The organism is Aureispira anguillae, assembly GCF_026000115.1.
Lineage (GTDB): Bacteria > Bacteroidota > Bacteroidia > Chitinophagales > Saprospiraceae > Aureispira > Aureispira anguillae.
Genome location: NZ_AP026867.1, coordinates 5,103,739 through 5,125,780, shown reverse-complemented (window position 1 = coordinate 5,125,780; position 22,042 = coordinate 5,103,739). Strand labels below are relative to the sequence as shown.

General features: G+C 35.6%; 20 protein-coding genes. 15 read left to right on the top strand and 5 right to left on the bottom strand.

Annotated elements, in window-relative coordinates:
* Positions 1 to 552 precede the first annotated feature (552 nt).
* The 8 genes from ppk1 (at position 553) to AsAng_RS20025 (ending at position 11,963) form a co-directional block, all read left to right on the top strand.
* Positions 553 to 2,610 carry a polyphosphate kinase 1 gene (gene ppk1, locus AsAng_RS20060; protein ID WP_264788886.1) on the top strand — a complete coding sequence of 686 codons (2,058 nt, stop codon included), beginning with the start codon at positions 553 to 555 and terminating at the stop codon, positions 2,608 to 2,610.
* 162 nt (positions 2,611 to 2,772) lie between these two features.
* Positions 2,773 to 3,819, top strand: a complete 1,047-nt coding sequence (gene hemE / locus AsAng_RS20055; protein WP_264788885.1) for a uroporphyrinogen decarboxylase — start codon at positions 2,773 to 2,775, stop codon at positions 3,817 to 3,819.
* 14 nt (positions 3,820 to 3,833) lie between these two features.
* On the top strand, positions 3,834 to 4,727 hold the full coding sequence (locus AsAng_RS20050; protein ID WP_264788884.1) for a leucine-rich repeat domain-containing protein: 894 nt from the start codon (positions 3,834 to 3,836) through the stop codon (positions 4,725 to 4,727).
* A 162-nt stretch (positions 4,728 to 4,889) separates the two neighbouring features.
* Complete coding sequence (locus AsAng_RS20045; RefSeq protein WP_264788883.1) at positions 4,890 to 5,477, top strand: peroxiredoxin family protein; 588 nt, start codon at positions 4,890 to 4,892, stop codon at positions 5,475 to 5,477.
* A 336-nt stretch (positions 5,478 to 5,813) separates the two neighbouring features.
* Positions 5,814 to 7,379, top strand: a complete 1,566-nt coding sequence (gene porX, locus AsAng_RS20040; protein ID WP_264788882.1) for a T9SS response regulator signal transducer PorX — start codon at positions 5,814 to 5,816, stop codon at positions 7,377 to 7,379.
* A gap of 183 nt (positions 7,380 to 7,562) precedes the next feature.
* Positions 7,563 to 8,339 carry a universal stress protein gene (locus tag AsAng_RS20035; RefSeq protein ID WP_264788881.1) on the top strand — a complete coding sequence of 259 codons (777 nt, stop codon included), beginning with the start codon at positions 7,563 to 7,565 and terminating at the stop codon, positions 8,337 to 8,339.
* A 219-nt stretch (positions 8,340 to 8,558) separates the two neighbouring features.
* On the top strand, positions 8,559 to 10,331 hold the full coding sequence (locus AsAng_RS20030; protein ID WP_264788880.1) for an ABC transporter permease subunit: 1,773 nt from the start codon (positions 8,559 to 8,561) through the stop codon (positions 10,329 to 10,331).
* Positions 10,332 to 10,337: 6 nt separating this feature from the next.
* Positions 10,338 to 11,963, top strand: coding sequence for an ABC transporter permease (locus tag AsAng_RS20025; protein WP_264788879.1), 1,626 nt, complete (start codon positions 10,338 to 10,340; stop codon positions 11,961 to 11,963).
* A gap of 66 nt (positions 11,964 to 12,029) precedes the next feature.
* On the opposite strand, the gene AsAng_RS20020 is transcribed toward AsAng_RS20025, so the two are convergent.
* Positions 12,030 to 12,809 (bottom strand): TatD family hydrolase, encoded by a 780-nt coding sequence (locus tag AsAng_RS20020; RefSeq protein WP_264788878.1) that lies wholly within the window; start codon positions 12,807 to 12,809, stop codon positions 12,030 to 12,032.
* A gap of 421 nt (positions 12,810 to 13,230) precedes the next feature.
* Between AsAng_RS20020 and AsAng_RS20015 the strand changes: the two genes are divergently transcribed.
* Together AsAng_RS20015 and AsAng_RS20010 are read left to right on the top strand one after the other, a co-directional pair.
* A complete protein-coding gene (locus tag AsAng_RS20015) occupies positions 13,231 to 13,821 on the top strand; it encodes a Kazal-type serine protease inhibitor family protein (RefSeq protein WP_264788877.1) in 591 nt (196 codons plus the stop codon).
* A gap of 287 nt (positions 13,822 to 14,108) precedes the next feature.
* Entirely contained in the window at positions 14,109 to 15,902 is a 1,794-nt protein-coding gene (locus tag AsAng_RS20010) for an acyl-CoA dehydrogenase family protein (protein ID WP_407655304.1), read from the top strand.
* Positions 15,903 to 15,969: 67 nt separating this feature from the next.
* Here AsAng_RS20010 and AsAng_RS20005 read toward each other — a convergent pair whose 3' ends face one another.
* From AsAng_RS20005 to AsAng_RS19990, 4 genes are read right to left on the bottom strand one after another with little or no spacing between them, the layout of a single operon-like run.
* Positions 15,970 to 16,971 (bottom strand): tetratricopeptide repeat protein, encoded by a 1,002-nt coding sequence (locus tag AsAng_RS20005; protein WP_264788875.1) that lies wholly within the window; start codon positions 16,969 to 16,971, stop codon positions 15,970 to 15,972.
* A 4-nt stretch (positions 16,972 to 16,975) separates the two neighbouring features.
* On the bottom strand, positions 16,976 to 17,875 hold the full coding sequence (locus tag AsAng_RS20000) for an FKBP-type peptidyl-prolyl cis-trans isomerase (protein ID WP_264788874.1): 900 nt from the start codon (positions 17,873 to 17,875) through the stop codon (positions 16,976 to 16,978).
* Positions 17,868 to 18,287 (bottom strand): hypothetical protein, encoded by a 420-nt coding sequence (locus tag AsAng_RS19995; protein WP_264788873.1) that lies wholly within the window; start codon positions 18,285 to 18,287, stop codon positions 17,868 to 17,870. Before AsAng_RS19995 ends, AsAng_RS20000 begins: the two co-directional genes overlap by 8 nt.
* Positions 18,288 to 18,337: 50 nt before the next feature.
* Positions 18,338 to 18,781, bottom strand: coding sequence for a cytochrome B (locus tag AsAng_RS19990; RefSeq protein ID WP_264788872.1), 444 nt, complete (start codon positions 18,779 to 18,781; stop codon positions 18,338 to 18,340).
* 335 nt (positions 18,782 to 19,116) lie between these two features.
* Here AsAng_RS19990 and AsAng_RS19985 point away from each other — a divergent pair, with 335 nt between their 5' ends.
* The 5 genes from AsAng_RS19985 to AsAng_RS19965 all read left to right on the top strand — a co-directional run bounded on the left by AsAng_RS19985 (position 19,117) and on the right by AsAng_RS19965 (position 22,024).
* Positions 19,117 to 19,578 (top strand): hypothetical protein, encoded by a 462-nt coding sequence (locus tag AsAng_RS19985; protein ID WP_264788871.1) that lies wholly within the window; start codon positions 19,117 to 19,119, stop codon positions 19,576 to 19,578.
* Between the two features lie 70 nt (positions 19,579 to 19,648).
* A complete protein-coding gene (locus AsAng_RS19980; RefSeq protein WP_264788870.1) occupies positions 19,649 to 20,131 on the top strand; it encodes a hypothetical protein in 483 nt (160 codons plus the stop codon).
* A gap of 50 nt (positions 20,132 to 20,181) precedes the next feature.
* Positions 20,182 to 20,583, top strand: coding sequence for a hypothetical protein (locus AsAng_RS19975; RefSeq protein WP_264788869.1), 402 nt, complete (start codon positions 20,182 to 20,184; stop codon positions 20,581 to 20,583).
* Positions 20,584 to 20,786: 203 nt separating this feature from the next.
* Positions 20,787 to 21,392 (top strand): TetR/AcrR family transcriptional regulator, encoded by a 606-nt coding sequence (locus tag AsAng_RS19970; RefSeq protein WP_264788868.1) that lies wholly within the window; start codon positions 20,787 to 20,789, stop codon positions 21,390 to 21,392.
* A 125-nt stretch (positions 21,393 to 21,517) separates the two neighbouring features.
* The gene (locus AsAng_RS19965) at positions 21,518 to 22,024 is read left to right on the top strand and encodes an acyl-CoA thioesterase (RefSeq protein WP_264788867.1); all 507 of its coding nucleotides are present in this window, start codon (positions 21,518 to 21,520) and stop codon (positions 22,022 to 22,024) included.
* Positions 22,025 to 22,042: the final 18 nt, after the last annotated feature.

Below are 22,042 nucleotides of genomic sequence, written 5' to 3'. Positions count from 1 at the left end.
TTTTAGTAATGTTATAAAATCCATCAAAAAAATATACGATTAAAGGTTTTATTAGGTAGGTTTTAAAAAGGATTAATCACTCATTACCATACAAATGTAAGGTTATAAAATAGAAGGATAGGTGATATTTTTGCCAAAGAGGTGTTGATTCCTGCCATTTAACTTATTAACAAAAGTGACACAAATTTAAAAAATAAAAGTACAATTAGATCTTATCCTGTAGGACTTCTCGAATTTATTTTATAAATAAGTACTCTTGAGACTTAATTTATAGCTTGATTGGCAGTCTTGTGTTTATTTTACACGATAATGATGCCAAAGTGGGGAGGGGGGACACTGTTAAAATATATAGTTTAAGTAATTTTTTATTATAAAGTTAATTTTAAGAAATTGATACTTGGCGCTTTTCATTTCTTTTTATGCTGCAATTCACAAATGCTTTATTACTTTTGGATTTAGTATAATGGAGATCGGGAATTTTAATATCCAATATATAAACTATTAAATTTTGTGTGGTAGAACTGTAAATTTTGTTTGCTAAAAAAAAAATTTATGTTTAGAAAGAAGAATATACCTTTTATACATAGAGATATTAGTTGGCTATCCTTCAACTATCGAGTGTTGCAAGAGGCCAAAGATAAGTCAGTTCCTCTATTTGAGCGAATTAAGTTTTTAGGGATTTATTCCTCTAATTTAGATGAGTTTTTTCGTGTTCGAGTTGCGGCACTAAAAGCATTAATTCGGCTGGGGAAAAAAACGAAGAACCAGATGGATTTTTCGCCAGAACTGGTCCTTAAGCGGATTCGAAAAATTGTGACAGATCAACAGGTTGAATTTGATAATATTTACAAAAATCAAATTCTTCCAGAGTTAGGACAAAACAACATCTATATTCTTCGCCCCAAAGATTTAAAGTCTTATCATCATTTGTTTTTAGATCGATTATTTGAAGAACGGTTAATTCAGCATTTGCAGCCAATCCTCTTGGTAAAAAACAAGATTAGGACATTCTTACCTAGTAATGCTATTTATTTGGCAGTTCGTCTAAAGACTGCTGGTCATATCAATCGTTATGCTGTTGTTAAAATACCTTCTGATAAGTTTTCTAGGTTTATAGAATTGCCGAGTAGAGATTCCAAACGAAAAGAAATCATTATTTTGGATGACATTATTCGTTATTGCCTACCTAGGTTGTTTCCTGGATATGCGATTAGGGATGCTTATTCGATCAAAATGACAAGGGATGCAGACATCTATATTGAGGATGAGTATACAGGCGACTTGATTGAGAAAATAAGGAAGGGAATTGCCAAACGAACAATTGGTCCAGGAACTCGTTTTGTCTACGATCGTAGAATGTCTAAACGTACCTTAAATTTTCTTACTGCTGCTTTGCAGGTAAAAGAAGGTGACTTACAAGCAGAGGGAAGGTATCATAATAATTATGACTTTTTTAAATTCCCTAACTTTGGATTAAAGAAACTGCGAGATATTTCTTTGCCACCATTGAGTCATAAAGATTTGCACCAACAACAAAAGTTGTTTTCGGTTATTGATGAAAAAGATCATCTGCTGCATTATCCCTATCAGAAATATGATTATGTCATTCGTTTGTTGGAGCAGGCGGCTCACGATCCAGAAGTAACAAGCATTAAAATTGCCCAATATCGAGTCGCTAAAGATTCGCAGGTAATCGCTGCACTAAGATCTGCTATTCAAGAGGGGAAAGATGTGATGGTTTTTATGGAAGTAAAGGCACGATTTGATGAAGAAGCTAACCTCTATTGGGCAGAACGTTTAGAATCTTGGGGAGCCAAAGTAATGTATAGTCTTCCTGAACTAAAAGTACATGCCAAGTTATTGTTAATAACCCGAAAGTCAAAACGCTATGCTTATTTAGGAACAGGGAATTTTAATGAGGATACGTCAAAAATTTATAGTGATTTTGGGCTGATGACTGCCGATAAACGACTGACGAAGGAAGTAGAGCAAATTTTTGATTTTTTGGAGTTTTATAAGCGCCCAGAAAAAAACTTTAAGCATTTATTGGTTGGGCAGTTTAGAATGCGTCGAAATATCTATCAGTTGATAGAACAAGAGATTGAAAATGCAAAAGCAGGAAAAAAAGCGGTTATCACCCTAAAACTAAACAGCATTCAGGATGCTAGAATGATTGCAAGGTTGTATGATGCTAGCAATGCTGGGGTTAAAATCAGAATGATTATACGAGGGGTTTGCAGTGTGGTACCTGGGCAGGTTGGTTATAGCGAAAATATAGAAATAATTAGTATTGTCGATCGCTTTTTGGAGCATACTAGAATTTATATGTTTCACAACGATGGAGATGAGAAAATTTATCTGTCGTCGGCTGACTGGATGACTCGAAATTTGTTTTATCGCATAGAATGTGCGTTCCCTATTTATGCCAAAGATCTTAAACAAGAAATTAAGGATTTCTTAGATATACAATTTAAGGATAACGTCAAAGCTAGAATTATCAATGCCAAACAAGATAATCAGTATAAAAAGAACAATTCTTCGCCAAAACGCTCCCAATATGATATGTATGTTTATTACCAAGACAAATTATTACCAAAAATAGATAAATAGAAAGCGAATCTTGGTTAACTTTGCAGCCTAATCGGTAGTAATGCCTAATTTATCCTTTGTTAGTACCTTGAATTCTGGTAGGTTTAAAGGACAATATAAGTAGGCAACCGACTACCCAACACAAAATGTGTTGTCATTAATAAGAATTTTTAAAATGAAAATATGTTAAAAAACGATCTATTTTTACGAGCAGCTAGAGGAGAGAAAACAGAACGCCCACCTGTATGGTTAATGCGTCAAGCAGGTCGTATTTTGCCACAATACAGAGCATTACGTGCTAGCCTATCTGGTTTTAAAGAGTTGGTAGAAACCCCTGAGTTGGCTTGTGAAGTAACAATTCAGCCTATTGATGAGTTGGGCGTAGATGCTGCGATTATTTTTTCTGATATTTTGGTGATTCCTGAAGCAATGGGCTTACCTTATGAAATGATTCCTGGCAAGGGACCTTTATTCCCAAAAACAATTACTTCGGAAGCCGATATTGATGGCTTATTAGAGGGAGAAGCAGCAGCAGAAGATTTAGGTTATGTATACGAAGCATTAAAAATAACCAAAAGAGAATTGAATGGGAGAGTACCGCTTATCGGATTTGCAGGGGCTCCATTTACGATATTTTGTTATATGCTAGAGGGGCAAGGGAGTAAGACCTTCTCTAAAGCGAAAAAGGTCATGTATCAGAACCCTGTTTTAGCCCATAAATTACTGGATAAAATAACTACTTCTACCATTGCTTATTTGAAAAGACAGGTGGAGTCTGGTGCCGACCTAATTCAAGTTTTTGATTCTTGGGCTGGTGTATTAACTCCAAATAGTTTCAAAACGTTCTCATTGCCTTATATGAAGCGTATTGCTGAGGCACTCAATCCTATGGTGCCTGTGACTTTATTTGCCAAAGGGGCTTGGCATTCTTTGACGGATATTTCTAATGCAGGTTGCAATGTAGTCGGTTTAGGATGGACACAAACCCCTGCTGATGTAAGAGCATTATTGGGCGCAAATCAGGTGGTTCAAGGCAATTTGGATCCTTGCGCATTATATGCCGATAAAAATACGGTCCAAACGATGACCAAAACTATGTTACAAGCCTACGGACAGCATCACATTGCTAATTTAGGGCATGGTGTTTATCCTGATACTCCCTTGGATAGCGTCAAGGTATTTGTGGATACTGTTAAGCAATTTGAATATGCTGCTAGTCTTGAATTTTAAAGAATACGATGCTAATGGGGCTTTTTTCTAAAATAAAAAAATGGTTCTTGTCTAAGGACTCTACTGAACACAAAAGTACAACCGTAATTGTTGATGAAGTTCAGGAAGAGGAAGAAGTAGTACTGACAGATCAGGATGTTGTAGAGGAAGTATCATTAACAGAAGAAGAACAGCAGTTTGCTCAAATTAAGCAGTTTATAGAAAGTGATGACATGAGTAATCATGAGTTGGCTGCTATGTTTATGATGGGCTTAGGGACAAAATGGGACGATGAAATGTATAGAATCGTAGCGCAGTCTGCCGATAAAATGATCTTCTGGGCACAACAAGATAATAACGAGCATTTTTTAGCTTATTATAAATCATTGGTGATTAGTCCTCGCTTTTTTGGACAATATAGCGAAATCGCAGAGTTTGCTGTTGTGCTCACTAGTTTTAAAGCCTTGGAGGAATTGCAATGGAAGGCAAAACATTATTGGAATCAGCATCCTATTTTAGTTGCGGCTAGTCAACTGCCTTTGCTAAAACGTTTGTATGTTGAAGATTGTCGAATGAATTTTTTGCCTGAAAGCATTGCGCAAGCTTGGAGTTTGGAGGAATTATATCTCGCTAATAATAAATTAACAGAGATGCCCGATACATTGGGGCAATTGCCCAATTTAAAAATACTGGATTTGAGTGCCAATGCGTTGAGAAAATGCCCTCGTTCTATTTACCATCTCAAACGTTTAGAGACGTTGCGCTTGCACAACAATCCTCTTAACGATATAGAACCTAGAATGTTAGGGCGTTTGTATCGTCTAAAAGATTTGCAATTGCCCGAAGTAGTGGCTAAGTTTAATTTGGACACACTTCAAGATTGGTTGCCAGATGTAGATTTTGGTAAACCGTATTGGATATTTGATTAAGAAGTTGTTTGACTTTTGTAATGGAGCAATTGATAGAAAAGGATAAATTTTTTGTTCTACCTATTGATTTGTCATAAAGTCTAGAGACTAAAAGCATATTTTATTGTAACTTATTACCGTTGAATTTCTAATCAATATGCAAATTGAGCAATAATGATAAACATGAAGATAGGTATTTTGTTTTTGGGAAGCTTATTGTTTTTGGTCGCCTGCCAGTCTTCTACAGGGACAACCAATTCTACCAAAGGGGTCGCTGTTGTAAAACCTGTAGAAAAAGGTGAACGAGAATTTCAAGCTTATTTAGATCGAAAAAGAGCGCAAATCAAAGGAAAAAAAGCACCAGATATTGATCTTAAAACAATCGGTGGCAAGCGCTTTAATCCTTCCAATATGAAAGGGAAAATCGTGCTGCTCAATTTTTGGTTTGCGGCTTGTAAACCTTGTATCACAGAAATTCCTAGCCTCAATGAATTGCAGCAAAAATATAAATCTAAAAATGTGGTGGTAATTTCCATTTCAACCGATCAACAAGCTGTAGCAGAAAAATTGGCCAAGGAAAAGAAAATGCGTTATGCGGTTGTTGCAGGTGGCAAAAGTATTGCTAGTCAAATGAAAGTATCGACTTTTCCAACTTCTTTTTTGATTGATAAAGAAGGCATTATTCAAGATGTATTTATGGGAGCAAGTTCTTTTGATGCCACCTATACGTATACGGAGATAAAGCCCCATATTGAGCGATTGTTGAACTAGAACATATTTTAAAATAAAAAAAATATTTTCCATTTTCCTAAGGAAAACTTAAAGTTTGTACTACCTTATACGAAACTTGATTTTTTTGAGTTTAAAGACTATCTTTAAGCCACACTTCAAAAATGTAGTATTCTAAGGTAGTACAATCCTATTATACGTTGTTGAAAATTATCAAAAACCATTACTAGAAGATTAATTCTATTCTTCAATCAAAAATAGACCAAGGTTATAGCTCAAAAATCTACACTTTCAACTCATTTACAATTAATACTAATCAACTATCATTGGGATTAGATGATAGCATTGGTATTTCACCTTATCAAATTATTAAGCTGAATGGAGAATATCACAATATTGTGGGCAGATGATGAGATTAGACTGCTCAAGCCTCAAATTATGTTCTTAGAAAAAAAGGGCTACAAAGTTATAACGGTTTCTAATGGACATGATGCAATTGAAGAAGTAGAGGAGCATATGGGGAACATTGATGTTATCTTTTTGGATGAAAGTATGCCAGGAATAACAGGTCTAGAGACGTTGCCTAAAATCAAGGCTATTTTGCCTAGTGTGCCTGTTGTAATGATTACTAAGAACGAAGAAGAGGGCGTTATGGAGCAAGCGATTGGTTCTCAGATTAGTGATTATCTGATAAAGCCTGTCAATCCTGTTCAAATCTTAACTTCTATTCGTAAGTTGATAGACTCAGATCGCCTAGTTCGAGAACAAACCGCAACCGACTACCAACAAGAGTTTCGTAAGATTTTTATGGAAATAAACAGTGGTTTGGATTTTCATGAATGGGCAGAAATTTATAAAAAAATTATTCATTGGGAGCTTAAGCTGGACGAGTCTAATACGACGAGCATGGCAGAAATTTTAGCTACTCAAAAGGAACAGGCGAATTCGGAGTTCTGTAAATATATGGAACGCAATTATTTACATTGGATTAGCAATGATGATGATGCACCTGTTATGTCACATGATTTGTTGCGCTCTATGGTTTTTCCTGATGTGAAATCTGATCGCCCAACGTTCTTTTTGCTCTTAGATAATTTGAGATATGACCAATGGAAAGTCATAGAACCTATTGTTGCAGAGTATTATAGAATAGAAGAAGAAGACTATTTTTATAGCATCTTGCCTACGACAACACAATACAGTAGAAATGCTATTTTTGCAGGTTTAATGCCAGGAGAAATAGAGGAGTATTATCCTGAATGTTGGTTGAATGACAATGAAAAAGGCGGCAAAAATATGCACGAAGAAAAACTACTTTCGGAGCAGATTCGTCGTACTTTTCGCAAGCCCGTAAAGCATGCTTATTATAAAGTAACTACCGTAGAAAAGGGCAAACAATTGGTCGATACGATTCAGAATTGTTTGCACAATGATTTTACAGCTATTGTTTATAACTTTATAGATATGCTTTCGCATGCTCGTACCGAAATGGAGATTTTAAAAGAGTTGGCAAGCGATGAAAAAGCATATCGTTCGTTGACCAAGTCTTGGTTCTCTCATTCTGCTATTTGGGAAGCTCTAAAAATCATAGCAGAACATGATGTGCAGTTGTTTATTGCAACAGATCATGGTAGTATACGAGTGCATGAACCTTCTAAAGTGGTAGGAGATCGAGAAACAACAACGAATTTGCGTTATAAAGTAGGAAAAAACTTGCAATATGATCGTAAAGATGTATTGGATGTGCGTCGTCCAATGGATGCTAAATTACCTTCGCCAAATGTGAGCTCTACTTTTATTTTTGCCAAAAATGATAAGTTCTTCCTCTATCCAAACAACTATAATCATTACAATAAGTATTATCAAAATACCTTTCAGCATGGTGGAATTTCTTTGGAAGAAGTAATCATACCAATTATAAAATTGAGAAGTAGAAAACAGTAACTCATCAGGATAGTTGAGTGCAGACTATTTTTAGCATAGGTCATCTTGAATTTTACGACTCAGGATGACCTATCTTGTTCTTGTAGCGCCCGATCTCAGGTTGAGCAGGATAAAAAAAAGGCAAATCTTGATTTCTTTCTGAAGAAATATTATCTTGTAATTTCTACCATTATATAATTTTATATGCCTGAAATTAAGAAGATACTATTTCCGACAAGTTGTAGCGAAAGCTCAATCAAAGCATTTGAGTATACCCTAGCAGTTGCTAGGTATTTTGGTGCTAGCATAGACGTTTTGCATGTGTGCGAACCTAACATGGGGATTCTTGTTCCTAGTGTTATGCGGCATCAACTCATTCAAGAACAAAAGAAAGCGGCAAAAATAATGCTTCAAAATTGGCTGAAGCGTTTTGAAATAAAAGATATTGTTATCCATCAAGAGGTAGAATTGGGCTATGCCAAAGAAAACATTGCTACTTATGCCAATAAACGCAAAGACATTGATTTGATAATAATTGGAGCCAAAGACAACAATAGTTTTACTAAAATCATTTGGGGAACAATTATTTCTAAGACAATAGAAGGGGCTAATGCTCCCGTTTTGGTGGTGCCCAAAGGGATTGTTTTTCAGGATATTAAAAATATGCTTTATTTAACGCCTCTAGTTGAAGATTGGAGAGTTATTTACCCAAGAGTAGCAAAAATTGCAGCTAATTTTGGTGCAGAGCTATTTGTGGCACATTTGCCACAAGCAAAATACAAGGCATTAGAGAACGAGCAACATGTTGTTTTGGAAGATTACGGTTCTGCTTTGCATGCCTTTGCTTACAATACTAATCTGCATCTGTTAGTAACAATGGCGGCTGTTCGAAATACTTTTCAGAAGGCATTAAAATATAGTAAGGCACAAAAAATGGCTTTTGAAACAATTATTCCTTTATTAGTGCTCAAGAAAAAATAAGCCCAATAAAAACGGATTTTGTACACAACTTTTTAAGTTTATAAAATAAACTTTCTATAAAATCATTGTACAAAGTTCCTTAAATACAAAAGGATTATCTATTTTTGAGTTTCTTTGAAAGATAATCTTCTAATTTAAGTATTCAAAGAATACAAAAGTTGTGCTAAACAACGATAATAATATACATCTTATCAGCTAATCTATACATAACAAGAAACAATGCTTCAATATATCATTAAACGTATATTGATTTTTATTCCAACCTTCTTTGTCATTTCCTTGCTCATTTTTGGATTGAGCAAAATGGCACCAGGCGATCCTGTGTTAGTTGTGATGGGAGGAAATGATAGTAAAGGCGTAGGACAACGATCTGATTTGGTCAATGGCGAGAAAGCATATGCAGCAGTTGCGGCACAGTTGGGACTAGACAAACCTGCCTTTTATTTCTTGTTTACTTCTGCCGCATATCCTGCTGATTTGTACAGAATCAATAAAAGAAACCATCGAGAGACCATAAGCCGCTTAATTAACGAGTATGGTAACTCAGAGGCAGTGATGGATTATTATAATGCACTAAAAGAGGTGCAATATAAAATAGCAGATATTGAACATGCAAGGTATTCTGTTAAGGGGACAGCAAGAAACTGTCTCAATGATCTGTTTAATGACTATGAGGATGGAGGCATTGTATTTAAATTGAACTTGTTGAAGGATTCTTTGGCAACACCCAACAATGGTTTGGAATCGGTTCGGGAAGATTGGGATGAGATTATTCAGAAGTACAATTATATTAAAGAAAACCCTACTAGGATGCAGCTCTATATTCCTGCTGTCCGTTGGTATGGAAAAGCTAGTCAGTATCATATTTGGATGTTTGGCGATTATCCTTGGTTTAGTACCGTAGATAGTTCTAACCATTATCGAATAGAGGACTTATCAGTAGAGATAAAAAAACTAGTTCCTCAAAAACGAGCTTTGGATAACTCTATTAGTCGATTAAGAGGAAAAAACTATCAAATTGAACAAGCCTTAGAAAAATCACCAATAAAAGGGGATGCCGATAGTTTGCGTCAAGTATTTGCAACCAATACCATGCAAATGAAACAATATTTGAGCAATCAAGATAAACTTAATGGTGCTCTAAAGGTACTGGCTTCAGAAAGAGATAGCTTATCTTTATCTGCCGTTCGTTATGCTAGTAAAGGTTTTTTGAGAGGAGATTTTGGAATTTCTTATTCGGATAAAAAAGAAGTTTCTACCAAAATAGGGGATGCACTGTATTGGACTTTAATCATGAATTTCTTTGCTATTTTGATTTCTTATCTCATTTCAATTCCTTTAGGAGTAAAAAGCGCAATGTGGAAATTAAAAGGTCGAAATCTAATTGATAATGTCAACACAGCTGTATTGTTTATCTTATACTCCTTGCCTAGTTTTTGGATCGGAACCATTCTTTTGGTTTTCTTTACGACAGCAGAATATGGAGAGTGGTTGGATTGGTTTCCAACGAGTGGAGCACAAGATTTGGATTTGGTTGATGATCCTAATGTATCTAATTGGACAAGACTAGTTGATATTTTACATCATTTGACCTTACCTATTTTTTGTATTACTTATGGTTCACTGGCGTATTTATCTCGTCAGATGAGAGGCTCTATGTTGGGGGTAATTCGTCAGGATTATATTCGGACAGCTAGAGCGAAGGGTTTGAGTGAGCGAAAAGTAATTTGGAAACATGCTTTTAGAAATTCACTCTTTCCTATTATTACTTTATTTAGTTCTGTCTTTCCAAGGGCTTTATCTGGATCTATTGCTATTGAGTTGATTTATGCTATACCAGGAATGGGGCAGTTAGTCTTGATGTCGATTACATCAAGAGATTGGCCAGTAGTATTTACGATTGTTATGTTTGCAGCTATTTTGACCATGATTGGCAACTTGATTGCAGATATTTTGTATGCCATTGTTGATCCACGTGTATCTTTTAAATAACGGAATATGTTTTTTTTAACAAAGAAAAGGACGGATGAAATCGCTAAAGCAATAGAGCATTCTAATGAGAATGGCTATTGGGCAATTGTACGCAAGCAGTTTTTCAAAAATCGTTTGGCTGTATGGTCTTTGCGTGTATTTTATGTGATACTCTTTGTTGCTATAACAGCGGATTTTATTGCCAATGAACGTCCTGTTTATTGTTCCATTAAGATGGAGCAGACCCCAGATACATTAGATACCAAAATAGATATTCAGGTCAAGGTGGATACCTTATTATTGGCTTCAACTACTACCCCCTCTAAAAAAGAAGCTAGTAAAATAGAAAAAGAGCTTGATGAAGGAAGGATGGAATGTAAGGTTACAGAAACTAAAATAAAAACGAGAACATCCTTTAAAAAACTAATGCCTGTCAGCGAATCGCTTTCTTCCGATTCAATTGTTCAGCAGAAGTTTCTACAAATTGATACAATTATTACTTATACAACATTGTCTTCAATCGATACGATTGTAGAAACTTACTTCCCTATTTTTCGCCAATACTTAGTAGACTTAGGGTTGGCTACATGGAATGAGAAATTTGTTACGACCAAGTGGTTAGAACAAAAATACGAATCTGTACTATTTGCGCCTATTACTTATTCGGCTACTACAAGAGATCCTAAAAATAATAAATTTAAGAGCCCATTGGGGGAGCAGAATTTTCCTGAAGACTCGAACAATGGTTGGCATTATTTAGGAACAGAGCGTATAGGGCAAGATGTAGCAGCAGGAATGATTCATGGTACAAGGACTGCTATGTTGGTGGGATTGGTTGCTATGTCCATTGCTACTTTTATTGGATTGTTTTTTGGCGCCATTTCGGGGTACTTTGGTGATGAACGATTAAAGGTTTCTAGAATACGAATTGCCCTCAATCTAATAGCGGTTGTTTTGGCTATCTTTTTTGCCTTTATTTCTAATGGATACATTATTGCTGATTTGATTGGAGAAGGGAAATTATTGAGAGCAATTGGAGTTATCATAGGTTGGTTTGTAGCCTTAGTAGGTTTAGCAAATATATTGGCAATACCTCTTAAGAAAATTCCCGTATTAGGGAAGAAGGTAACAGTAGCATTGGATATTATTGTGATGCGATTTATAGAAGTTGTTAACTCTATTCCATTATTGATTTTGATATTGGCAATTGTTGCAATTATAGAAAAACCTTCTGTTTTGTTTGTCATGGTAATTATTGGAACGGTAAGTTGGACGGGGATTGCTAAATTTATTCGTGCAGAATTATTACGAATCCGTAGATTGGAATATATTGAAGCCGCTCAGGCTTTTGGATATAGTGAATTTAGAATCATTTTGCGCCATGCGTTGCCTAATGCACTGGCACCTGTTTTAATCGCAATTGCTTTTGGTGTTGCAACGGCTATTCTGACGGAGGCATTTTTATCATTTATTGGGGTTGGAATTCCAGACGATCAGGTTACTTGGGGCTCTCTTTTGCGTTTGTCACAAGATAAATTTTCAGCTTGGTGGTTGGCTATTTTTCCAGGATTTGCCATTTTTATAACCGTGACGATTTTTAATTTAATAGGAGAGGGCTTAACAGAGGCTTTGGATCCTAGATTAAGAGAATAGTTAGTAATAAAGTCACTACTTTGTCCTTATTGGTTAAAAGACAAAGTAGTGAAGCATAATCTATTTTTAGGAATGCTTTGCCGTTACGCCAAAAAGATCCAAAGCGTTTTTACTGGTGGTTTGGGCAACTTCGTCTAAACTGATTCCCTTTACTTCCGCTAATTCTTCTGCAATAATTCGAATGTAAGCACTTTCATTGCGTTTGCCACGATAAGGAGTAGGGGTAAGGTAAGGCGCATCTGTCTCCAACACTAAATGCTTGAGGTCTATTTGTTCTACAATGGCTCCCAAATTAGCTTTTTTGAAGGTTAGTACCCCTCCAAGTCCCATCAAAAAGCCTAGGTCAATGATTTTATTTGCCTGCTCTATGCTTCCTCCAAAGCAATGGAAAATACCTCTAAAATTAGCTGTTTTTTCTTCTGCTACAATCTCAATAAGATCGTCTAAAGAATCACGAGCATGAATTACAATCGGAATATCTAACTCTTTTGCCCAACGACATTGAATGCGAAAAGCATCTTTTTGTTCGGCAACAAACTCTTTACTCCAGTAATAATCCAATCCAATTTCACCAACGGCGCAAAAGGGACGCTTGGTAAACCATTCTTCCATCTTAGCTAAGACTTGCTTATAATTGGCCGCCACAGAACAAGGGTGCAGCCCCATCATAGCGTGACAATTATCGGGGTATTGCTTTTCTAAGGCAAGCATACCATCAATAGAGGCTTCATCTATATTAGGCAAAAAAAGATGTTGAATATTATTATCAAATGCACGTTGTATCATTTCATCTCTGTCTTTGTCAAACTGTGAGGCATACAGATGTGCGTGTGTATCGATTAACATTAAATAAATTATTTGGAATGATAGATTTTATTACGAACTGCTACAGCTATAACTGCAATAGGAAATTGGGGGCTATTAAACTTTAGAACGATTGAATTTTTGATGAAAATCATTCTAAAGTTGGGCAAAGATACAAATACTTAGCGGAATCGGGTAGCTACTATTCTGTATTATTATACAAGTTTGAGGTAGCTTTTTATTTGGTAAATATCAAAAAATATAAATGTATAAATTGCGATTATAAATTTTAACCTTGTTTATATTGTTTTATAGTTATTTGTATAAATATTATTTGTTTAATCTTTTTGATTTATACATTTGGTTAATTGTAATTTTAATTGTTAAATAAGTGTAATGCTTTGGTATTGAGTGGTTTCGTGTTTATTTTGAGTGACCAATCTAAACTTAAATTACATATATTATGAAACAAAGAAAATTTTTGAATTTTTTACCATTAGTTATCCTGTTTTTGGCACTTGTTAGCTGTCAAAAAGATTATGAAACGGTTGTAACACCAAAGTCGGATGCAGTTATGCAGACGGAAGCAGAGGCGCCAGAATCTTTAATAACACCATGCGTAGTGCCAACGGCTTGTTTTGCTCCTTGTCCAACTTACTATGCTCCTGTCTGTGGTTGCGATGGCGTGACTTACAATAATTCTTGTGAAGCGATATGCGCTGGTGTACAGTCGTACACCAAGGGAGCTTGTAATTGTAAGGGGAGAGCCCAACCCAACTGTATTTGTCCTTTGTATTATGCTCCTGTCTGTGGCTGTGATGGCGTAACGTACAATAATGCTTGTGAAGCTAATTGTGCTGGAGTCAATCATTATGTAAATGGACCCTGCCCTGATAAATGCAAAGGAAAACCTAAACCAAATTGTTTATGTCCAGCTGTGTATGATCCTGTCTGCGGTTGTGATGGCGTAACCTATAGTAATGGTTGTGAAGCAACTTGCGCAGGTGTAAAATATTACACCAATGGTGCTTGTGGTGGTGGAACGAGCTCTTAATGCTAGAACATACTATTTAATCTAATTTATACTAAAGAAGTAGTGACAGATTTATATTTGTTGCTACTTTTTTTGTGTTTATTCTAGAAGAATAAGGAATAAATGAGGTAAATAATATGTAGTGGAGGCTTTAATGTCTAAAATTTTATTTTCAAAACTTACTGAAAGTTTAGAAGAAAAATTGACTTTTATGGAACATTTTGTTATTTTTGATTGTTTACAATAAGTAAAAATTAACCAAAAAGTTAATCAATTATACATCAAAACAATTAAATCGATTAAAAATTATGATAATGGATACAGAGCAAAAGCTAATGAAAGGTGGTGGATTTCTAGTTGAAGAAACCAAACCTTCAGATGTATTTATAACCGAAGATTTGACAGAAGAGCAGGGAATGGTTTTGGGGATGGTAAAAGAATTTATAGAGAAAAAAGTACTTCCTGTATCTGAACAGATAGAGTCTTTGGATTTAGACTTGACCAAAAAATTATTAAAAGAAGCAGGTGACCTAGGACTATTGGGAACTTCATTTCCTGAAGAATATGGAGGCTTTATGCAAAATTTTGAGACCAATATGGCCTTAACTTCTTTGTTTGCTCCATCTCGTTCTTTTTCTTTATCTCATGGTGCTCATACTGGGATCGGGATGTTGCCTATTTTATATTTTGGAACAGAGGCACAAAAGCAAAAATACTTACCTCCTTGTATTGCTGGGGATAAATTTGCTGCTTATTGTCTAACGGAACCTACATCTGGCTCTGATGCATTATCGGCAAAGACACAAGCTGTTTTGTCGGAAGATGGGCAGCATTATATTGTTAATGGACAAAAAATGTGGATTACAAATGCTGGATTTGCAGATGTATTTACTGTTTTTGCACAAGTTGATGGCGATAAATTTACAGGCTTTATCATTGAGCGTGATTGGGAAGGTGTTTCATTAGGAGCAGAAGAGAAAAAGCTAGGAATTAAGGGATCTTCTACCCGTCAAGTATTTTTTGAAAATGTAAAAGTACCGGTAGAAAACTTATTGGGAGAAATTGGAAAAGGGCACAAAATTGCCTTTAATATTCTGAATATTGGACGTATTAAGTTATGTGCTGGAGTATTAGGAGCTTCCAAAATGTTGAGTACCTTATCGGTTCAGTATGCCAATGAACGAAAACAATTTGGCAAAGAAATTGGCTCTTTTGGAGCTATTCAGTACAAACTAGGAGAGCAAGCGACTCGAATTTATGCCGTAGAATGTGCTATGCATCGTACTGGGCGTGACATCTCTCGTATGGAGGACCGATTGCGTGAAGAAGGTAAGTCGTTGGGAGAAGCTTTGTTAGGAGCTGCTGAAGAGTATGCTATTGAATGTGCAATCTTAAAAGTTTATGGCTCTGAGTGTTTGGACTATTGCGTTGATGAGGGCTTACAGATTCATGGTGGAATGGGCTATTCAGAAGAAATGCACATGGCAGGTGCTTATCGTGATGCTCGTATCAATCGTATTTTTGAAGGTACGAATGAAATCAATCGTATGTTGACCGTAGACATGTTGCTAAAACGTGTTATGAAGGGCGAAATTGATATGATGACTCCAGCAATGGCCGTTCAAAAAGAATTAACGGGAATGCCTAGCTTTGAGGAAACAGATAAAGGCTTGCTTGCTGATGAGCGAAAGTATGTAGCCAATCTTAAAAAACTATTTTTGGCTGTTGCAGGGGCGACGGTACAAAAATTGATGCAGGACTTGGAAAAAGAGCAAGAAATTTTGATGAACTTGGCGGATATCATGTCTGAAATTTATGTTTGTGAGTCTGCTGTATTAGCAACCCTCAAAGCTGCTAATGTACGAGGAGAAGAAGCTTGTAAAACAGAAATTGCCATGACACAGCTATATATTAATGATGCTATTGAGCGTTGTGCCATTCATGCAAAGAACGCTGTCTCTGCTTGGGCAGACGGAGATACCAAACGTATGATTATGTTAGGAATTAAACGTTTCACTAAGCATGAATTTTTGAATACAAAGGACTTGCGTAGACAAATTGCTAGTGTTTTGTTGGAAGCAAATGAGTATTGCTTAAAATAGAATACCGATTAGATTTCTATACAAAAAAGGTTGCAGCTCTGAGAACTGCAACCTTTTTTTTGCTTTATTAAGAAGGTTGATGGGAATTTTTAATAGAATCTTGAAGCCGAATAAACTCTTCAACTACCTGATTTGTTTTTTTACCTAGGTTTTTTAGACCACTCTTTGCCGATTCTGCTACCTCATGATCTGGAAAACGCTTTAGTATTTCTTGGTATAGTTTTCCTCCATGGGCAACAACATCCATCTTTTGAAGTTCTTTGGCTGTAATTTGATCGTCCAAGGGAGACGAAATGACCTTGTTTTTGTGCAGGTAAAGTGTGATATGAGTATCGTACTCTACCGCCAACATCATTAAAGCTTCTGGATATTGCGTAAATTCTGGATAATTTTGGTAGATTTTCTCTAGAAATTGGATGGCAATTAGGTGCTGCTCCAATCGTACGGCTAGCCGTGCTCCCTGCAAGCAATAAGTTGCAGATAAAGGATTGTCAGGGTTTGATTTGACAAAATTGGCGTAAGCAAACATGAGTTGATTTAATTGGCTTTCATTAGGAGATGCCCCACGAGGGAGTGCCGCAATTTCTTTTAGCAAGTTATCAATGTGATCTTGTAATTTTTCTTTTTCAGGGCGAAAAAAGTAATTGGCTTGAGCAATTCCTTTTCCTTGAGGATATTTCTCTACATATTCTTTGTAGAGACTCTCCGCACGAGCTATTCTGCCTTGAGGGCTAGCTTGAATCATAGCTAAGGTAAGATAGGTATCCTCTAGTATTTCTGTCTCAGGGTGGTTTCTTAGAATCGTCTCCAAATGCTTGGCTGCTTCGCTATGATTTCGAACTCGGTAATAAAGCACTGCACAGCGATACAGATAGATAGGAGCCATTTCATCCTCTTTAAAATCTTTGTAATAATTAAGATAATTGGCAATTAATGGACGGAGAAACTCATCACTTGTATTCTGCACAACAGCATGTTCCATACCATTAATAATTTCACGTTGGGTATTTCTTTCCCCATTGCAAGCTACCAAAGTGAAAATAAAACAGATAAAAATTAAACGTTGCATAACCTTATTTTTTTTGTACATCCATTAATTCAATAAAAAAAGTAACCCAAGAATTAGGCGGAATAAGATTTCCATTGCCTTGGATTCCATAAGCTAAGTGGGGAGGAATAAACAATACAGCTTTACCTCCCTGTTTGAGTAAGGTAGTGCCTTCTGACCAACCTTCAATGAGCGATTGACTACCAATAATAAAGGACAGGGGAACCATGTTGGTATAGGAGTCATCAACAATTTTTCCTGAATCAGAAAAGCAAATGTAATGAACACTAACGGCATCACCTATTGCTGCTTTGGGACCCGATCCTTCATCGACAATAATATAAGAAAGCCCCGAAGCTGTTTTTTGTACTTGTTCTAATTGATTGTTGTTAAATTGGGGAATAAGCAAAGGAATTTTTTGGCGAATAGAATCAAGGTATACCTGCTCTTCAATGATTTCTTGTTGGAGCATTTCTTGATTTTTTATTTGATGCATCTTATAAGTAAAGGTGACTAAATCCTCTTCTCCAAATTCTAAGATATATTCTCCCAATAATTCAGGAATGTCAGCCGCAGGAATAAGCAATCGAATGCTATCCCCTTCAGCCATTAACTTTAGGGCTTTGGTGAAAAAATTATCGTAACGGTCTTCTGGAATTTGTACTAAAATAGGATAAATATCATCATAGGACTGATCTAAAAGCTTATTGCCTTTACTTATGGTATAATCAATGCGAACTTCCTCACCAATTGCTGGTTTTGTGGCATTTTTGTCCAGACCGATCCATTCATACCAAAATTCATTTTTAGGGTAAGCTTTTAATCCTCGGATCTGTTTTCTCCATGGAGCACGTTGGCAACTATTCACGATGAATAATAGACCTATAAATAAACCAAAAAGAGTGGGGCGCATATGTTTAGTCAATCTTCAATACTTTATATATAAATGTTGCCTTTTCACCTGATTTAAAATGCTCCTTATAACTTTCTAATTCTTCAGCAGCATCTTCGACATTAATATGTACAATACAGCTATCGCCCAAACCAAGCCAAGTTAAAGGACGTTGAAACTTATCTAAAGCATCGTCATTAGGAATTGTTATAATTGTGGGTTCAAGCGCATGCGCTGAACTGGTAATTATTTTTGTTCCATTTTTGAGGCAATAGTAGATACTTACTTGATCTCCTTCCTTGATTTTTGGCTGACTGGGATTGTCCGTAAAAATAGTTTTTTCATAGAGTGCCTCGGCTGTAGCAGTCGAATTATTGGGGGAGCACCCCAATAGTGTACAACATAAAAAAACGATAAAAAATGAAATAGTATTGTATGAAATCATTTTGTTTTGGCATTAAAGTGGGCATTAGGGTTTTGATGTAAAGGTTGAGCTTAGAACCACCCAGCTCCAAGTGCCGTTCTGAAAGGCCAAGGAATTCCAGCCAAAATGAGTAGCAAACCAATAAGGTAAGCCATAAAAATCATCTTAAAACGGCTAGGCGTTTCTGTTATTTTCTTTGATTTGCTAAAACCGATCGTAATAGCAATCAATGCCAATAGCATCATTGTACTATGTTCTACTGTAAAAAAACGAATCATTGAATTGGACATATTGCCAAAATTCACCTTTCCTCCCCAGTTTAAGAGATAAGAGATAAAACCAATTAAAACCTGAATATGAACAAAAATCATTGCAAATAAATGAAGCTTTTTATTTTGAGCTGTATACGGTTTTTTGCTGCGCCATCCACTAAATGCGTTGACGATTGCAAGTAGGAGAAGAATGAGAACAATCCATCTTAGTCCAGAATGAGCATGTTTGATACCTTCTAACATAATTATTTTATTTATCAAGTGGTTGAATTAAGTGTACTATACTATAAATTATTTGTGTTCTTTTAGAGAAGTTCTTGCTTGCAAAGCTGTACGCTTAGTTTTGAAGAGTAGTTTTTTATTGGTTGCTTAATCGTTAAAATGAAAATAAAACCAAGAACTCCAAAATACCCCCGCCAAAAGCTTGCTTTAAAAGTGTTGAGAATTTATATTAATAGTGTATTCGCTGTCTGTTTGTTGCATTTCGCACACAAAGTTAGGGATTTTTACTATTTTACTTTAGTAATGATTTAAAAATTATTGCTGGTCTAATTATTCCCTACAAAATCTAATAACTAATGAAAAAGCAAACACGACTTGTTTTAGTTATAGCTATTCTCTTGCAAATAATGAGTTATTTTATGCCATTTCTGATGCGAGATACTGGGTATTATTTTTTCTCAAAGGGGGTAGATGCGCTTTTTAACGATGGGATTCGCTGGGATAATTGGCATTTGTATTTTGCCTTTTTTTCGCCCATTATTTTTTTTCCAATTGCATTAATTCTTTCTTCCAAAACATTATCTATTCGAGCAACTAAAGTTTGGAGAGGAATACTTTTTGTATTTTTTGTTATTCCTGTTTTTGTAACCGTGGGATTAGTAATTGAACGAGGGGTAGATTTGGACGAAAGAGGTTTGTTGGGATATCTAATGTGGAGTGTTTCTATTTTGAGTGTATATGTTGTGTTTTGGTACAATGGACAAGATAAGATAACGGAGGAAGATGCTATCACAAAGCATTTAATTGATGACAATTAACATACTGTTTTGGCGATAGAATAAGTTTCAAAATAATTGGCAGCCCATGGAGCGCAAAATGATCAATAAAATGACAGAGAAACAAACGAAACGTATCTTTTGGGGGACTTTTGTTATAGGAATTATTACTTTCTTTTGTCCTTTTATTGCAGAACAAATTAGACTTGAAGTTTACTGGAACGTAACAAAGTCTTTTTTTATCGTTGAACGGACAATAAATTTAAGAATCTTAATTTTGATGCTTTTGTTATTAGGCACTTTTGTCTGGCTGCCAATAATGGGGGTGACTTTTTATCGATACAGCACTAAGCAATGTTATTGGAATATAAAACAGCGGTTGATGAATTGTTTTTTATTGGGAGTTGGCTCTTCAATTTATTGGTTACCGATTTATGTTGTTTATACAGGAGAGGACTTGTTGACAATCTTTGAATGGGGATATTGGCTATTATTAATTTGTACAACAATTATGTTCTTATGCTATCTGAATCTACAAAAGAAACAATTAACCGAAGATAAAGACCTCTTTGCACATTTGATAGAAGATGAATAAGCCTTTATGATCGTATTCCTTTGTGTGTTATTAAAAAATATTGAGTTAAAATGAATAAATTAAAGTGTTTATTGTTGTTATTGGGAGTGATTAGTATTGGAGCTTGTCGACCAGATAAAACTAGCTATGAATTACACGATTTGGAGGGAGATTGGAGAAGAACATGGAGTACTGATTATCGATCAGATAGCATGATTGTTCGCATTCTTCCCAAGAGTGACAGTGCTTTTATTACGTTTTCACCAACGAGTAGTGATTTTACAAATGGGCAGGTTAAGTGGGAAGGTATTCATCCTACTGTGGGAGACATACATTTTCAATTGTATGACTTGAGCGCAGATTCTACCCCCTTAAAAGCAAATATAGTACTTAAATCGGCAACCAAACTTGAATTAAATAGTGTTGATTACCCAGATGCACCAGGAGGGGTGCAAGAATGGGAAAAAATATAAAAAATACCAATCGGTATATTTTTTCTAGATTTTATTATACCAATTGGTATATTTTTGTACCTTTGTAGTATCAATTGACAGGCAAGGTGAAACTCAATGTCTATATTTTGACCATAAAATCGTTGAAATTGCTTGTATGATATTGTTTAATCTAGCACTAGATTAGTCCTTATTTTATTTATTCTATCAATTAAAAACTCAAAATGGCTCGAAAATCTGCTGAAACAAGTCTTTATATTCTCGAAAAAGTTGCGCCTATTTTTAATAAGCAGGGCTATATGGGGACGAGTATGAAAGCGATTACAGATGCGGTTGGTCTGACAAAAGGAGCGATTTATGGTAATTTTGAAAATAAGGAAGAATTGGCGATTCAGGCTTTTAATTATAATGTCCGAAAGGTAATGAACCAAGTTTCTGCAAAGGTTGAAGCAAAGAATTCGCCTTTAGAAAAGTTGTTTGCCATTACTGATTTTTACAGAAACTATTTAAAGTTTACCGTACCCAACGGTGGTTGCCCCATTCTAAATATAGGGGTCGATGCGAATAACCAAAATGAGCGCTTATTAGAGCGGGTTCGAACGGTCATTCATAAGCTAGAAAAGAGCATGGTCGTCATCCTTTTGGCGGGGATACAAGCAGGAGAAATAAAAGCAGATATAGATGCAGACCATTATGGGAGACGATTGTTTACAATGATTCAAGGGAGTGTTTTTATGACACTCACACTAGATGATAAACGTTATGTTGCTGAAATGATGGATTCTATTGATCGAATGATTCATTCAGAAATAAAAGCAGCTTCAACATAAGCTATTTTTTTGCTTCAAAATATACCAATCGGTATATTTGAACATGCAAGTTATAAATTTATTTTATTTAAAGGTAGTTGATGATCAACTGCGTAGCACTCATGCAATAATTTAATAAAAAAGTTATGAAAGATTTACCTAAGATAATCAATAGTAAGGCAAAAGTTAGGTTTCAAGACTCAGATCCGTTTAATCATTTGAATAATGGTAAATACATTGATTATATGATGAATGCCAGAGAGGATCAAATTGAGGAACATTATGGTTTGAATTTGTTTGACTTGGCTAGAAACCAAGGAATAGGTTGGGTGGTTGCCACCAATCAAATTTCTTATATCCATTCGGCTAATACCATGGAAGAATTGTATATGGATTCTCAACTGATAGGATTTTCCCAAAAACATTTAGATGTTGAGGTGCGTATGTGGAACAAAAAACGAACGCAACTTAAAGCCTTTTTGTGGGCACGATTCGTACATGTGAATATTAGGAACCAACAAGTTAGTGCTCATCCTGAGGATTTGATGGATTTGTTTAAATCCGTTGTACTACCTACTGAACAGACCAATTTTGAAGATCGAAACAAATTCTGGCGTGCTAATGCTATTCAGAACGGTCCAGTATTGGTCTAGTGACACGTTTTTTTAGTA

Bases quoted from the DNA above. Each gene is read 5' to 3' on its own strand.
- ppk1 (WP_264788886.1), top strand. From the start codon at position 553: ATGTTTAGAAAGAAGAATATACCTTTTATACATAGAGATATTAGTTGG.
- hemE (WP_264788885.1), top strand. From the start codon at position 2,773: ATGTTAAAAAACGATCTATTTTTACGAGCAGCTAGAGGAGAGAAAACA.
- AsAng_RS20050 (WP_264788884.1), top strand. From the start codon at position 3,834: ATGGGGCTTTTTTCTAAAATAAAAAAATGGTTCTTGTCTAAGGACTCT.
- AsAng_RS20045 (WP_264788883.1), top strand. From the start codon at position 4,890: ATGAAGATAGGTATTTTGTTTTTGGGAAGCTTATTGTTTTTGGTCGCC.
- porX (WP_264788882.1), top strand. From the start codon at position 5,814: ATGGAGAATATCACAATATTGTGGGCAGATGATGAGATTAGACTGCTC.
- AsAng_RS20035 (WP_264788881.1), top strand. From the start codon at position 7,563: ATGCCTGAAATTAAGAAGATACTATTTCCGACAAGTTGTAGCGAAAGC.
- AsAng_RS20030 (WP_264788880.1), top strand. From the start codon at position 8,559: ATGCTTCAATATATCATTAAACGTATATTGATTTTTATTCCAACCTTC.
- AsAng_RS20025 (WP_264788879.1), top strand. From the start codon at position 10,338: ATGTTTTTTTTAACAAAGAAAAGGACGGATGAAATCGCTAAAGCAATA.
- AsAng_RS20020 (WP_264788878.1), bottom strand. From the start codon at position 12,809: ATGTTAATCGATACACACGCACATCTGTATGCCTCACAGTTTGACAAA.
- AsAng_RS20015 (WP_264788877.1), top strand. From the start codon at position 13,231: ATGAAACAAAGAAAATTTTTGAATTTTTTACCATTAGTTATCCTGTTT.
- AsAng_RS20010 (WP_407655304.1), top strand. From the start codon at position 14,109: ATGATAATGGATACAGAGCAAAAGCTAATGAAAGGTGGTGGATTTCTA.
- AsAng_RS20005 (WP_264788875.1), bottom strand. From the start codon at position 16,971: ATGCAACGTTTAATTTTTATCTGTTTTATTTTCACTTTGGTAGCTTGC.
- AsAng_RS19995 (WP_264788873.1), bottom strand. From the start codon at position 18,287: ATGATTTCATACAATACTATTTCATTTTTTATCGTTTTTTTATGTTGT.
- AsAng_RS19990 (WP_264788872.1), bottom strand. From the start codon at position 18,781: ATGTTAGAAGGTATCAAACATGCTCATTCTGGACTAAGATGGATTGTT.
- AsAng_RS19985 (WP_264788871.1), top strand. From the start codon at position 19,117: ATGAAAAAGCAAACACGACTTGTTTTAGTTATAGCTATTCTCTTGCAA.
- AsAng_RS19980 (WP_264788870.1), top strand. From the start codon at position 19,649: ATGACAGAGAAACAAACGAAACGTATCTTTTGGGGGACTTTTGTTATA.
- AsAng_RS19975 (WP_264788869.1), top strand. From the start codon at position 20,182: ATGAATAAATTAAAGTGTTTATTGTTGTTATTGGGAGTGATTAGTATT.
- AsAng_RS19970 (WP_264788868.1), top strand. From the start codon at position 20,787: ATGGCTCGAAAATCTGCTGAAACAAGTCTTTATATTCTCGAAAAAGTT.
- AsAng_RS19965 (WP_264788867.1), top strand. From the start codon at position 21,518: ATGAAAGATTTACCTAAGATAATCAATAGTAAGGCAAAAGTTAGGTTT.